The 14,079-nt window shown below is 40.6% G+C and carries 12 protein-coding genes and 1 pseudogene; 10 read left to right on the forward strand and 3 right to left on the reverse strand.

Annotated features, from left to right (window positions below; all coding sequences use genetic code 11):
- Positions 1–499: 499 nt before the first annotated feature.
- A pseudogene (locus ACN0T8_RS15080) lies at positions 500–1,237 on the reverse strand (IS110 family transposase); the annotation flags it as partial.
- Positions 1,238–1,683: 446 nt separating this feature from the next.
- Between ACN0T8_RS15080 and ACN0T8_RS15085 the strand changes: the two are divergent.
- The 5 genes from ACN0T8_RS15085 (at position 1,684) to ACN0T8_RS15105 (ending at position 5,073) form a co-directional block, all read left to right on the forward strand.
- On the forward strand, positions 1,684–2,106 hold the full coding sequence (locus ACN0T8_RS15085; protein ID WP_417881444.1) for a hypothetical protein: 423 nt from the start codon (positions 1,684–1,686) through the stop codon (positions 2,104–2,106).
- A 246-nt stretch (positions 2,107–2,352) separates the two neighbouring features.
- Positions 2,353–2,760 carry a GFA family protein gene (locus ACN0T8_RS15090; protein ID WP_417881445.1) on the forward strand — a complete coding sequence of 136 codons (408 nt, stop codon included), beginning with the start codon at positions 2,353–2,355 and terminating at the stop codon, positions 2,758–2,760.
- A gap of 591 nt (positions 2,761–3,351) precedes the next feature.
- Positions 3,352–4,338 (forward strand): endonuclease/exonuclease/phosphatase family protein, encoded by a 987-nt coding sequence (locus tag ACN0T8_RS15095; protein WP_417881446.1) that lies wholly within the window; start codon positions 3,352–3,354, stop codon positions 4,336–4,338.
- 93 nt (positions 4,339–4,431) lie between these two features.
- Entirely contained in the window at positions 4,432–4,869 is a 438-nt protein-coding gene (locus ACN0T8_RS15100; protein ID WP_417881447.1) for a YhfG family protein, read from the forward strand.
- Positions 4,870–4,878: 9 nt separating this feature from the next.
- Positions 4,879–5,073 carry a hypothetical protein gene (locus ACN0T8_RS15105; protein ID WP_417881448.1) on the forward strand — a complete coding sequence of 65 codons (195 nt, stop codon included), beginning with the start codon at positions 4,879–4,881 and terminating at the stop codon, positions 5,071–5,073.
- Positions 5,074–5,319: 246 nt separating this feature from the next.
- Here the strand turns inward: ACN0T8_RS15105 and ACN0T8_RS15110 are convergent, their stop codons facing one another.
- Together ACN0T8_RS15110 and ACN0T8_RS15115 are read right to left on the reverse strand one after the other, a co-directional pair.
- A complete protein-coding gene (locus ACN0T8_RS15110; RefSeq protein WP_417881449.1) occupies positions 5,320–5,778 on the reverse strand; it encodes a DUF3069 domain-containing protein in 459 nt (152 codons plus the stop codon).
- Between the two features lie 50 nt (positions 5,779–5,828).
- Positions 5,829–7,280: a protein adenylyltransferase SelO gene (locus ACN0T8_RS15115; RefSeq protein WP_417881450.1), complete on the reverse strand. Its 1,452-nt coding sequence runs from the start codon at positions 7,278–7,280 to the stop codon at positions 5,829–5,831.
- 146 nt (positions 7,281–7,426) lie between these two features.
- Between ACN0T8_RS15115 and ACN0T8_RS15120 the strand changes: the two genes are divergently transcribed.
- The 5 genes from ACN0T8_RS15120 (at position 7,427) to ACN0T8_RS15140 (ending at position 14,076) form a co-directional block, all read left to right on the forward strand.
- Complete coding sequence (locus ACN0T8_RS15120; RefSeq protein ID WP_417881451.1) at positions 7,427–8,410, forward strand: Solitary outer membrane autotransporter beta-barrel domain; 984 nt, start codon at positions 7,427–7,429, stop codon at positions 8,408–8,410.
- A gap of 233 nt (positions 8,411–8,643) precedes the next feature.
- Entirely contained in the window at positions 8,644–8,919 is a 276-nt protein-coding gene (locus tag ACN0T8_RS15125) for an HlyU family transcriptional regulator (protein ID WP_417881452.1), read from the forward strand.
- A gap of 311 nt (positions 8,920–9,230) precedes the next feature.
- Positions 9,231–10,787 carry a Re/Si-specific NAD(P)(+) transhydrogenase subunit alpha gene (pntA, locus tag ACN0T8_RS15130; RefSeq protein ID WP_417881453.1) on the forward strand — a complete coding sequence of 519 codons (1,557 nt, stop codon included), beginning with the start codon at positions 9,231–9,233 and terminating at the stop codon, positions 10,785–10,787.
- 9 nt (positions 10,788–10,796) lie between these two features.
- Positions 10,797–12,179 carry a Re/Si-specific NAD(P)(+) transhydrogenase subunit beta gene (pntB, locus tag ACN0T8_RS15135; RefSeq protein ID WP_417881454.1) on the forward strand — a complete coding sequence of 461 codons (1,383 nt, stop codon included), beginning with the start codon at positions 10,797–10,799 and terminating at the stop codon, positions 12,177–12,179.
- Positions 12,180–12,435: 256 nt separating this feature from the next.
- Positions 12,436–14,076: an ATP-binding protein gene (locus ACN0T8_RS15140; protein ID WP_417881470.1), complete on the forward strand. Its 1,641-nt coding sequence runs from the start codon at positions 12,436–12,438 to the stop codon at positions 14,074–14,076.
- Positions 14,077–14,079: the final 3 nt, after the last annotated feature.

The following is a 14,079-nucleotide window of genomic DNA, read 5'->3' on the forward strand; positions in this document are numbered from 1 at the left end:
ACTACATAGAGAGCTTTAGTTGCAGCTAAAGCCTGGGTCTCACATTACCCAAAAGCAGAGTTAATTTCCCATACAAAGCGTTTAAGACAGATTCCCAACGCATGGCATTTTTCATTCTATCGTTGGGTTTTGTGTTTACGGTGGTACGTTTAGGTTTGGTGGCAGCGTTGCTCACACCTTAATGCGGCGTTGGTATGACTCCCACTGTCAAGTAGATCGCAAAAATTCTACCCATTTATTTGGGCATTCTTTCTTTAAAAAAGAGATAGTGTTAACGCATTGCTCAAGCAAGCACTTTCGTCGGTTATCATGCTGGTATTCGTAGGTTACTCATCCGAAAATGAGCAGAGCTTACCGTACTTATTCCGTCGTGGCACCTGTCTGCAGTCTATGCTCGTGGTTCAATAGCCGTTAGGCTATTGCCATCCTAACGCCGTCGAAGTTTATGCCACACCCGATGCTTGATGCGTTGCGTTAACACTAATTCATAATTCATAATTCATGAGGGTAACCTTGCAATACGTTGACGAGGATCGATCGGTTGGATCCCAACTTCTCGTGTGATTGCCCAAATGAAGGCTACCATTTCTCTCGCAATTGCCGTAACAACAACACTACGGTGTTTGCCTAAAAACATCAGCCGTTGATAACGTCGGCACAACCTGAGTTGTGCTTGCCAAGCAATGTCGATAATTTCTTTCGAAAGGCCTTCTTGCCGAATTTGTAATTCTGATGAGATGTTTGCTTTATGTTTATAAGAGTGCGCCCCTTCAATCAATAATCGCCTTGCGCGAGAGTTACCACATTTAGTGATGCTGCCTTGTCGCCGCTTTTGTCCACTTGAGCTTTCAGAAGGGACTAATCCAAGATACGACATCAGTTTTCTTGGATGGTCAAACCGTCGTAAATCTCCAAGTTCGGCAATCGTTCCTAAGGCCACCAATAAGCGAATGCCTCGCATGGCTTGGATTGCTTTGACTACAGGATAATAACGCCAATTTTTAACTTGGTGGATAAGCTCATTATCCAGTCGTTGTAGGCGCTGCATCCGTTCAGAGATGATTTGAATCATCTCTTGCAGCACAATTTGTTGGCTATGATGCGGAAGGACAAGTTCGGTGAGCCAGCGTAAATGCTTTTTAGACCAATTATCTTTCACGATAGTATTGATGTTGTTGCGGAGAAAGAAGCCTTTTAGTTGAAGCTTGGCATCTTTTAAATCTTTCATTGCGGTTTCATCCCGATTATCTTTTAAAAGTGCGACTTGAGTGAAGGATTTATGGGTGTCTAATCCAATAAAAAGAGTGGTATCGTTATTTATGCTAGCCTCCTAATTTAGTTCTTTAGTAAACTAATTATGGCTCTGGCTTCGCTAACCCACGAAACTGGAGGCTAGCACCTTCGTGGGAGTCATTATGTCTATGTGAATAATGCTACTTCAGTTGAGGTTTGGACAGTAATGGCGTATATTTGTGCTATGCAAGCAATTAGCTTGAATGTAGAGGTAGGTTATGCAGGAGGTTCTTATGAGATCTCAAACTAGTCAAAAAAGGAAAACTCGTGAAATTCCTTTTACTTACGACCTAAAACAAATGGAAAAAGCTGTTCACAGCAAGCGCACAAAAGTACCAAAAATGAAATCATTTGAGGACTTTGAGAAGTGGTTGGAGAGCTAGGGTATTAATGTCTGAAAATATTTTAGAAACGTCAGAAGTACTCAAGGACAAAGTCAAAAAGCTAGGTAAGTACGAAAAAGGGAAAGTGTTTGAGTTTTTTCAGGCTTTCCAACAAGGTGGTTTTGCTGCAATTGATAACTATTTTGTTCAGGGTCACAGAGTCCGTAACAAAGCTTCAGATGATGTTGACACAGATGACCCTGATTTTATCGCAAAGGTTAAGTTTGCTCAGCAACATTCCCTCTGGCATTTTCATGTTGGCTTCTATGACTTTGGTTATGATATTAAAGGTTATGAAGTGTCTAAAAATGGTGAGCTGACCTCCCAATGGGTAATTCATTACCAAAAGTTTGCAGATAATCATATTAACGTAGCAGACCTCACGCCTCACCCCCCTTTTGAACTTCCCCCAAAAGAAGCCTTAAAATAAATGCACATAACAAGCATTTAAGAGTGATTCGCAACGCTTGGCGTTTTCGCTTCGCTCAAGTATAGCCAAGCGCCGCTCACACCTTAATGCGGCGTTGGTATGACTCCCACTGTCAAGTAGAGCGCAAAAATTCTACCCATTTATTTTGGGCATTCTTTATTTAAAAAAGAGATAGTGTTAACGCATTGCTCAAGCAAGCACTTTCGTCGGTTATCATGCTGTGTAATCGAAAGTAATGAGGCTTTTATGGCGAATAAATATCGAGGTTCATGCCTTTGTGGTAGTGTGAAGTATGAGCTTTTAGGTGAGTTCCAGTCTTTCTTTTTATGTCATTGTACTCGTTGTCAAAAGGGTACAGGCTCGGCTCATGGTGCCAATTTGTTTGCTAAAGCTGGCACCTTAACTTGGTTAAATGGTGAAAGCGATGTCAGAACGTATAAGCATCCAAATTCATTCCATGCAAAAAGCTTTTGTTCAAAATGCGGGTCTGCACTCCCAACGTTTACAGACAGTATTAACAGTGTAATGGTTCCGGCAGGCAGCCTTGATAGTCCAGTGCCAATTTTGCCTACTGCTAACATCTTTGTTGGTAGTAGTGCTAAATGGTCTATGAAATTGTGCGATGTACCTAGCTACGAAAAGCTTCCAGAATAAGCTAAGAGCTAAACACATAACAAATAAAGATAGGTGCCGCGTAGCCGACATCTTATTTGGGTGTTGAACAAGCCCGAAGCTGCTTATTGTAAATAGGTCGATATTAGTTTTCGGTAAGTATTAGATTCTTTTTTCTTGCAGCGAGTTTAACTCTGATAAAGTAAAAACCAAATATTATCAAATGGTTAACTTTAATTTTATTTCTTTCTTTGGTTAACCCTCCGTTCGTATATTGAAATTTGAATTTGATGAAAACAAAACTAGGTCAAACTTTGAAAAAGATGGAATTGATTTATATTACACTTATTTAATGGCAACCCATTCCCACAGTGTGATGAGTGTGACAAAACAGAGTAGGTAAGGCTCTGATTGTATGTAATACATAACAAAATACTCTTGGCTTTCAAGGTTTGGTGTTTTTTTTGTTTTATAGTCGATATTTGACTACGGTTTAGCTTTAACTTTAGGTATAGATACTTGGGATATTTGGATATAGTGATTTATATAGTGACAGGATTGATTGTTGGGGCGACGCTGCTTCCTATATCCCGTCATCCACATTGGATTGTGAGAGGGATGGACTTTCCTCGGATGCAGCTCGCAATCTGTGCCGCGTTACTGATCTTATTACAGCTGAGTATTCTTAACCTTTCTGAGCCTCAAACTTGGTTTATTGTTATCCCGACAACCCTATGTTTGGTTTGGCAGCTTTGGTGGATTTTGCCTTATACCAAATTATGGCGAGTTGAAGTGCGTGCAAGCCAAGACGTCGATGAGACTCGTCAACTGAGTATCTTAACCGCCAATGTGCTGACTCCGAATCGAGATGCTCATAAACTGATTGAGTTGGTTAATCAATATCAGCCAGATGTACTGGTGACGCTTGAATCGGATCAATGGTGGGAAAACCAATTAGAATGCCTTGAAGTGGATATGCCGGAAACCATGAAGTGTCCGTTAGATAATCTTTATGGCATGCATGTGTATTCTCGACTGCCGTTGCATGAAAAAGAAATGGCTTACCTAGTTGAAGATGATATTCCATCTATGCATACACTTGTCGAGTTGCCGACTGGTGACTTGGTGCGAATGCATTTTCTACATCCTGCGCCGCCAAGCCCTACAGAAAACCCAGAATCAGCCGAACGTGATGCCGAATTAATCATCGTCGCGCGTAGTGTGGGAGAGAGCGATCAGCCAATCATCGTTACCGGTGACTTAAATGATGTCGCATGGTCTCGAACTACTCGTTTATTTCGTAAATTGAGTGGTTTACTGGATCCTAGGGTAGGTAGAGGGATGTTTAATACCTTCCATGTAGACTATCCGTTACTTCGCTGGCCGCTAGATCACCTTTTTCACAGTGAGCACTTTACCGTCCAGAGTATCCAACGATTGCCATCCATTGGCTCCGATCACTTTCCACTACTTTCTCGTTTGGCCTTCACACCCATAAAAGGAAAAGGGCAAGATGGCTTGGTTCCCGATCAAGATGATAAAGCGTTCGCGACTTCTGTTACTCGCTCTCAGAATGTTAGTAAAGAAGACGTGCCTACACCCAAAATGGCATTAAAGTAGGGGTGTGTACAGTTCATTTAGTGTTCAAAAATGGAAATTATTCTCTTTGAATAGTAGACTAATATTATTTCCGCATAAATGTGCGAGGTAAGCGTGAAGTACGAATTATTAGTTTTAGCTGCAATGACTCGATTGGAGTCTCCAAATACCCAAGCTATCGTTGCTGCCACTGGGATTTCTGAACGAAAAGTACAATCCGTAGTTAACTCATTAGTTGAAGATTTAGGGTTAAATATTCAAAGAGAGCGCCAAGGTCGAACCTTCCGTTTTTCTATTAATAGTTGGGGTGTTTTTGAATCAGGGAAAGCGATTCAATCTCAACTTAATGATATTGATTTAGTTATGCCAAGTAATTCAAAGCTTTCTTCTTACGAAGACAAACATGCCTATTTCGAGCAAGTTAAAATGGATAACTTTAAAGAAAGTATGCGTTTAGAGGGGCATGATGTTGCTAGTGATTTCGATATATCACTCGACAGAGAGCAACAACGTCGAATTTTGTTAAATAAATACTCAAACGCTAATTCATAGAAGCGCTCAGTGGCTGATAAATATGGCACAACACAAGATCCTTATACTTACGAAAATAGCACGGTTCTTGTTAATAAGCTCAACATTAGAAATGAAGCTGTATTAGAGGCTGCTGAACGTGATTTAACAACGTTGGCAGCAATGTATGTGGAATTTCAATTACCTCCTTACAATGAAAGAGCTATTTTCTGTTTGTGTCACTAAAGCTGAAAAGCGCAGTTAATCATCGTATTAACACGATTTTCCACATTGGGTTGTGAGAGTTCTTCACGCTAAACCCTTTTCTTTGTACTAAACTGCTTTCTTTGTGCTAAATAGCAAGGTGGGTAGAACCGTTAGGCTGTAAACCAGCAAGAAGCATCCAAATCTTTAGGCAATAAAAAACGCTGACATCAGTCAGCGTTATTTTTATTCATTTACTTATACTGGGATGCTTGGCTCTAGCGGCGATTAAGCTTGCTCTGCAAAGATTTCCATAAAGTCTTTTTTCAAAATAGGGTCACGGCGTGCTTTTTTAAGTTGCTTAACCATATCTTTTACGCAGTTTTGTAGCACTTTGTCTAGTAGGCTTGCGCGGTATTCTTGTTGTTCTTCTTCACTCATATCATCACGCATTTTTAATGTTTCGAACTCCTGCATGAAATCGATAGCGGCAAAAGTTTGCCCTACTGAGATCAAAGCATGGAATTGTTCGAAGTTATCTAAAATATTCTGCGCACTGCCTGGTAGATCATCCCACACATCACGAACCGCTTCTTCTGAAACGTCATGAATTGAAGTAACCATAGGTACCGCTTGCTCTGGTACTTGTTCGAACTCGATAAGGTGACGAAGTTCTGGCGAATAAGTGCTTAGATCAATGGCTTCCACTGACTCTTCTGTAACATTTACTTCTTGTTGTTCTGACATAAGGAAACCTCATTTAATTCTGCCTAAGGTCGGCATTATGGATAAGCTTGCTATGAAGAGCAACTGATCTCAAGTTCATGTGCCCAAGAAGGCGGCAGATTTGAATATTGATCATACTCTGGCTGCTCATCATAAGGGTTTTGTAGCAAGGTAAATAATGTTTCTACTTCAGAGTAGTCTCCATCTTCTGCTTTATCGATAGCGATTTGAGCAAGATGATTACGTAGAATGTATTTAGGGTTGTGAGATCTCATTGCTTCGCAGCGTTCAGCATCGCTTTGTGTTTCGAAAGTGAGTCGTTGTTGATATTGTTCTAACCAGATTTTCGCCGCTTCACGATCTAAGATTAAATCGATCACTGGCTGAATGCCTTGGCTATCGAGCATTGAAAGCTGACGGAAAAAGCGAGTGTAGTCGACTTTATTTTTGGCTAGTAGAGCAAACATCTCACCAAATAACTCAGGATCTTGCTCTTGCTTGGTTTGCAATCCCACTTTCTGACGCATCAAACGACTGAATTCACGATTGAGTTCAGGTTCGTAGAGTGCGAGGGCGTCATCTAAATCACTGCGCTCAATTAAAGGTGACAGAGAGTGAGCGAGGGCGGTTAAGTTCCATAAGCCAATATTCGGTTGATTGGCGAAGGAGTAACGGCCTTGGTAATCAGAATGGTTGCAGATAAAACTTGGATCGTAGTTATCTAAAAAGCCAAATGGCCCGAAATCGAAGGTTTGTCCTAGTATCGACATGTTATCAGTATTGAGAACTCCGTGAGCAAAACCAAAGGCGTTCCATTTGGCAAATAATTGAGCGGTAGAAATGACCACTTGCTGTAGCATGGCTGCGTAAGGTTTTTCTTGTTGTTGGCACTCAGGGAAGTGATTGCTTAAGGTATGTTCAACAAGTTCTTTAAGTTGTTCGTGTTGACCTGTATAAAAGCAGTGCTCGAAATGGCCAAAGCGGATATGACTTTCCGCTAGTCGAATACAAATTGCACCAGTTTCGGTTTTTTCACGATAAACGGGAGTTTCGCTATTAATTAACCCTAATGCACGGGTAGTAGGAATGCCTAAGTGGTGTAAGGCTTCAGAACATAGATATTCACGGATACTAGAACGTAATACAGCACGTCCATCGCCTTGGCGAGAAAAGGGGGTTAAACCTGCACCTTTGACATGAATATCATAACGTCGTCCATCGTTTGCTTTGATTTCTGCCATCAATAAGCCACGACCGTCACCTAAGTCGGGATTGTAATAACCAAACTGGTGACCAGCGTATTTCATGGCGATAGGTTTAAATTCTTCAGGAAGAGTCATTCCGGAAAAAGCGTGGAGTATTTCTGTATTATGTTCTTTAGGGAGTTGGAGCGATTCAGCAAATTCATGGTTCCAATGAACCCAATGAGGGTGGCTTAGTGGTGACGGTGTCACACCTTGATAGAAGGATTCAGATAATCCATGAAAATGATAGCTAAATTTTGCGTTAGACCAAGATGACATAACGGAATCCCCTTTATTTTGTCTAGATAAATTAGCATACTAAAACAACTTAAAGTACCTAGAGAAATTAAGGTTAAAAAGTACTTTCCACTTCATTACCCATTTTTATTGAAATGGGAGTCATTAATTTATTATAAGGGTTGTCTGTGACGTCAGTTTTATCGGCATGGTTCGTTGGTTGTATAGTCTATTTTGCCGTGATTTTATCCGCTATAGCTGATGAGGAAATCCAATCTCGATCACGAAAGAACTTCGCAACCGCTGTGGTGTTAACCGATAGCGATGCGATTCAATTTGGTATACAAGATTTTAACCCTAACTCGATTGCACCATTTGATAACGATGATTTAGGTGATGACAATTCATTAGATTTAAGAAATAGAGTTTCGGTTACTTCTGTTCCTTATTCATGGGAACTCAATAGTCCCAGCCCTCAAATTAAGCATGAAATAACGATACGTGCTGCTTATGTTCATTTTCAAAATACTATCTCTTTAGATAGCCGAACTGATTTACCCGCAGATACTGATAGTAATGAAGTTTATGATGCTTTTTTTGAATATCGCCTTATCTACCATATTAGTGATTCTTGGAATATTAAGTACGGGCTAGGCAACCATCTGATGTATTTCAAAAATAAGCATTCTTATAACAGCCGAGAAAGTGAGCAGTTAAAACCCTATTTGGATAACTATGCTTATAATACATCGAGCCGTTCTTATATTGTTGAGCCTAACATTGAACTGAATTATGAACTGAAACGTAATTGGGGATATTGGAAATACACATCATCCTTTAACTATTTTTATGGAAAAGTTTGGGATAAAAAGCGTGAGTATGATTTTGGTAATCTGAAAGGTTGGTACATGGTTAACGGCTTAAAGGCCAATTACAACTTAACCAATTGGGATGGATACATACCATCGGCTTATACCAGCTTTAAGCGTATCGATTTAAAAGGAGATCCTGAGGCTTCGTTTGGTACGGATAACTATTATGAATTTTCGGTTGGATTACTGCTTACGCCGCCAATTTTTAAAGACTACATCGATAATGTCGGAATAGGCATTAATATGAATTATGGTAGTGCGCTGAAAGGCGGGAGCTTAGTTATATTCTTTAATGAGTAAGAAACGTATACCAAGTAAGTTTGAATTATACCATCTAATCGCTTAGCGTGACGGTAGTAAGAATGTTAAAACTAATATACCCAAAGGAATTGAAGTTGCAGTGAGGCGACAAGTGAATGAAGCCTAATGAGCATAGTTTGCTTATATGATTGAGGTGAATGAGCGCAGTCAACAATGCGTAGCTTCAAGTACGAAGAGTATATTGGATAGAGAATTATAAAGAGGATAGAGCATTGGGATTTTTATCGAAGTTATTTGGTGGCAGCAAAACACAAGCAAAAAAAGAAGTAGAGCCAATTGAGTACAATGGCTTTCTAATTTATCCAGAACCTATCGCAGAAGGTGGTCAATTTCGAATCGCTGGACAAATAACCAAAGAGATTGATGGTGAAGTTAAGAGTCATCGTTTTATACGTTCAGATGTATTGTCTTCTGAATCAGATGCTTGTGATTTAATGATTAAGAAATCAAAGCTGTTTATTGACCAGTCATCGGATAATATTTTTTAATCTAATTGAATGTTTAATAAGCATTTTATGACGTATCACAAGAAATTTTTTTAGACAAATGTATGGCGTGCATATCAGGTATGACCTGTTATTGTGATCAATCTGTTGTTTTTTTACGTCATAAGAGTGAGAATCGTCAAACTTAGAGTTATATGTCATATAAAAATGTTTTTTTATTACATTGAACTTACGGTTACTATCTTTAACTGTTATCTCTTAGATTAAGTTGATCTTAATTAAAGGGTTATGCCCAGAGATGAGTTTAAAATAGTGGACTACAAACTTATTGTGCCAATGTTCAAGGAATAGCTATGCAGATTGGTGTACCAAAAGAAATACTCGCAGGTGAAGCGCGAGTTGCTGCCACACCTAAAACGGTAGAGCAGCTTTTAAAACTAGGCTTTACAGTCGCCGTTGAGTCAGGAGCGGGTGCTCTTGCCAGCTTTGACGATGAAGCCTTCGAAGCCGCAGGTGCTTCAATTGTTAATACTGAAGAAGTGTGGAAATCAGGCTTGATCTTGAAAGTAAACGCGCCTCGTATTAACGATGAAACAGGTGTGGATGAGTTTGAGCTTATTCAAGAAGGAGCGAGCTTAGTTAGCTTTATCTGGCCTGCTCAAAACGAAGAATTGCTTAATAAACTGGCAACCAAAAATATTAATGTTATGGCGATGGATTCTGTGCCGCGTATTTCTCGCGCACAATCGCTAGATGCATTGAGTTCAATGGCAAACATCGCGGGTTACCGTGCGGTCGTTGAAGCTGCGCATCAGTTTGGTCGCTTCTTTACTGGCCAAATTACCGCTGCAGGTAAAGTGCCACCAGCAAAAGTATTAGTTGCAGGGGCGGGTGTTGCCGGTCTTGCAGCAATCGGTGCTGCCGGTAGCCTAGGTGCTATCGTTCGTGCATTTGATGTTCGTCCTGAAGTAAAAGAGCAAGTTCAATCAATGGGCGCAGAATTCTTAGAAGTTGATTTCAAAGAAGAATCTGGCTCTGGTGATGGTTACGCGAAAGAAATGTCTGAAGCATTCAACAAAAAAGCTGAAGAGCTTTATGCTGAACAAGCTAAAGATGTTGATATCATCATCACAACCGCATTGATCCCAGGCCGCCCAGCGCCGAAACTTATCACCAAAGAAATGGTTGATAGCATGAAAGCGGGTAGCGTGATTGTTGACCTTGCTGCTGCGAATGGCGGTAACTGTGCATATACTGAAGCCGATAAAGTGATTACGACACCAAATGGTGTAACGGTTATTGGTTATACTGACATGGTAGGTCGTTTGCCGACTCAATCTTCTCAGTTGTACGGTACAAACCTTGTAAACCTCCTTAAACTGCTTTGCAAAGAGAAAGATGGCAACATCAATATCAATTTTGATGATGTAGTACTTCGTGGCGTAACAGTAGTAAAAGAAGGCGAAGTAACATGGCCTGCGCCACCTATTAAGGTATCAGCGCAACCTCAAGCTGCAGCAAAACCCCAAGCGGCACCAGAACCTCCTAAAGTTGAAGAACCTAAATCACCCGTTAAGAAAGTGGCTGGTATGGTTGTCGCTGCCGGTGCGTTTGCTTGGATTGCAAGTGTTGCTCCAGCTGCATTCCTTTCACACTTTACTGTGTTTGTATTGGCATGTGTGGTCGGTTACTACGTAGTTTGGAATGTTTCACATTCACTGCATACTCCATTGATGTCGGTAACTAATGCGATTTCTGGCATTATCGTTGTCGGTGCATTGTTGCAAATTGGACAAGGAAATACTTTGGTATCTGTTTTGTCTTTCATCGCTGTATTAATTGCGAGCATTAACATTTTTGGTGGCTTTACCGTGACCAAACGTATGCTTGAAATGTTCCGTAAGAAATAGGAGTAACATATGTCTGCAGGATTAGTACAAGCGGCATACATTGTTGCTGCCGTTCTTTTTATCATGAGCCTTGCTGGTCTATCTAAGCAAGATTCTGCGCGTGCTGGTAACTACTACGGTATTACTGGTATGGCGATCGCGTTGATCGCAACGATCTTTGGCCCTGAAACTGGTGGTATTACTTGGGTTATCCTTGCGATGCTAATTGGTGGTGCGATTGGTATTTTCTATGCTAAGAAAGTAGAAATGACCGAAATGCCTGAGTTAGTGGCGATGCTACATAGCTTTGTTGGTATGGCGGCTGTGTTAGTCGGCTACAATAGCTATCTAGACATGGGCACTATGACTTTAAACCATGCTGAACATGTGATTCACCTAGTTGAGGTATTCATAGGTGTCTTTATTGGTACAGTAACCTTTAGTGGCTCGATTGTTGCTTTTTGTAAACTACGTGGTTTGGTTTCATCTTCTGCAATGAACATTCCTCATAAGCACAAGTGGAACCTATTAGCTTTAGTGACTTCAACTTTGTTGATGATCTACTTCGTGAACAACGATGGCAGCATGTTAGCGCTAATGGTTATGACAGCGATTGCATTGGTATTTGGTTATCACCTTGTATCATCAATTGGTGGCGCGGATATGCCAGTTGTTGTGTCAATGTTGAACTCATACTCAGGTTGGGCAGCGGCAGCGGCAGGTTTCATGCTAGCAAATGATTTACTTATCGTAACCGGTGCTCTAGTAGGTTCTTCTGGTGCGATTCTATCTTACATTATGTGTAAAGCCATGAACCGTTCTTTTATCAGTGTTATTGCTGGTGGCTTCGGTGCAGCACCAACTTCTACATCAAGCGATGAAGAACAAGGTGAGCACCGTGAAACCACGGCTGAAGATGTGGCTGAAATGTTGAAAGATTCTAAGTCTGTGATCATCACTCCGGGATACGGAATGGCGGTGGCACAAGCTCAGTACCCAGTTTACGAAATCACTGAAAAGCTACGTGCACAAGGTGTTGACGTTCGCTTTGGTATTCACCCTGTAGCAGGTCGTCTACCAGGTCATATGAACGTATTACTCGCTGAAGCGAAAGTACCGTACGATATCGTATTAGAAATGGATGAGATCAACGATGATTTCTCTGAAACGGATACGGTACTGGTTATCGGTGCTAACGATACGGTTAACCCAGCCGCTCAAGAAGATCCAAACAGCCCAATCGCCGGTATGCCGGTACTGGAAGTTTGGAATGCGAAAAACGTGATTGTCTTTAAACGTTCAATGAATACAGGTTATGCTGGTGTACAAAACCCATTGTTCTTTAAAGAAAATACGCAAATGTTGTTTGGTGATGCTAAAGCCAGCGTAGATGCGATTGCGAAAGCGCTGTAATTAACAGTATTCGTTAATTAGCAAGCTTCACAATAAAAACCAGTTGCTGAAAAAGTGACTGGTTTTTTTTATGTCTGAAACCTATTCATCAATATATATTTACAACTTGAGCCTTAAAAAGGTAACGGGTGCAAGGCTTATCACAAAATCAGATCGTCGAATCTCTAGAACACGGTAATTGTTAATAAAAAGTGGTATTTTCGTTGTCATCTTTTGGTTGTAGTCGTGTCCTGTCTTAAATAAGGTTGGTGCCGTGATCCAGTGGAATACCCTTAATTTTCGTCGACGCTTATTAGTGATTATGACGGTATCAGGATTATTTGAGTTATTGATACTGACTGCCGCAGGTTTTAGCTATATTAAACATACTCAGCAAACTGATTTGGCCGAAAAAGCCAAAGAAGTGTCAGTTTTTCTTTCTCGTTCTCCAGAAGTAATTCAATTAATTCAGACTCGTCAAGCGGGTGAGCTACAGCAAGAAATGCGAGATCTCACAAGATTAATTGGTGCGGCTTATATTGTGGTGGGTGATAAAAACAGTATACGCCTTATCCACCCATACGATGATCGATTAGGTAAACACATGGTTGGGGGGGATAACCAAAAAGCCCTCCAACAAGGTTTAAGTTATATTTCTTATGCGAAAGGATCGCTTGGTCACGCTGTACGCGGTAAATCTGCAGTGCTTGATAGTAGTGGTAATATCATTGGCATAGTCTCGGTTGGGTATTTATTAGATAACTTGCAAAACCGTATTGAGCCTTACCTTGTTTTTTTGCTTATTACGGCACTACTAGTTTTAACGTTAAATATCACACTTGCTAATTATGCATCGAGACGCTTTCAAAAAGCTATTTTGGGATTTGAACCTGAAGAAATCTCGCGTTTATACGTTGAATTAGATGTCACGCTGAGCACAATTAAAGAAGGAGTTCTGAGTATTGATGCTCAGGGGATTTTACGCTCTATCAACCGCAGTGCTTGCGATATTCTAAAATTGAACCGAGATGAGGTTTTGGATAAGCCTTTTTCAGCGGTGATGCCCGATAGTGATTTAGGACGTTTATTGGTACAGCCAAAACCAGATCATAATATTAATTTGTTTTTGAATGGTCAGCGGATTATTGCTAACCGTAATCCAATATATATCGATGACCAAGTGGTGGGTGCGGTATCGAGTTTCCGTCGGCGTGATGAAATTGCCGATTTGACAGAGAAACTTTCGCAAACTCGAGAATATGCTGATTTACTTCGCTCTCAAACGCATGAACATCGCAATAAGCTCAATACTATTAGTGGTTTATTACAGCTTAATGAAATTGAAAAAGTGCAAAATATGATTGGTAGAGAAACTGAGCATTACCAGCAGCTTATTGAGTTTTTACGTCAAGCGATTGCCGATCCTCTGATTGCGGGGTTGTTACTCGGTAAAACTGAACGAGCAAGAGAACTAGGGATCCGATTACACATCGAAGAAGGCTGTCATTTAGAGGCGTTACCAGTAGAAATTAATGCTGAAGATCTTGTCACTATTCTCGGTAATTTAATTGATAACGCGTTTGATTCGGTACTTGCAGCAAAAGAAGCTAAACAATGTAGTGAGCCTGCAGTAGTCGTTTCGATAAGTGATTATGGCACCGAAGTGATTTTAGAAGTTGAAGATAACGGCCTCGGTTTACCAGATAAATATCGACCAGAAGAGTTATTTGAAAAGGGGGTTTCAAGTAAAGCGAAAAACAATCGCGGTGTTGGATTGTATTTAGTGAATACCATTACCAAAACCTATCATGGCCAGTTCGATATTATTAATGGGTTGCAAGGTGGCGCACGTGTGACGATTTATTTGCCCAAAGATCAGCATCTTTATCGTAATGGTATGAACGCAGGCAAGATTTAATAG

Source organism: Vibrio sp. (assembly GCF_048266485.1).
GTDB lineage: Bacteria > Pseudomonadota > Gammaproteobacteria > Enterobacterales > Vibrionaceae > Vibrio.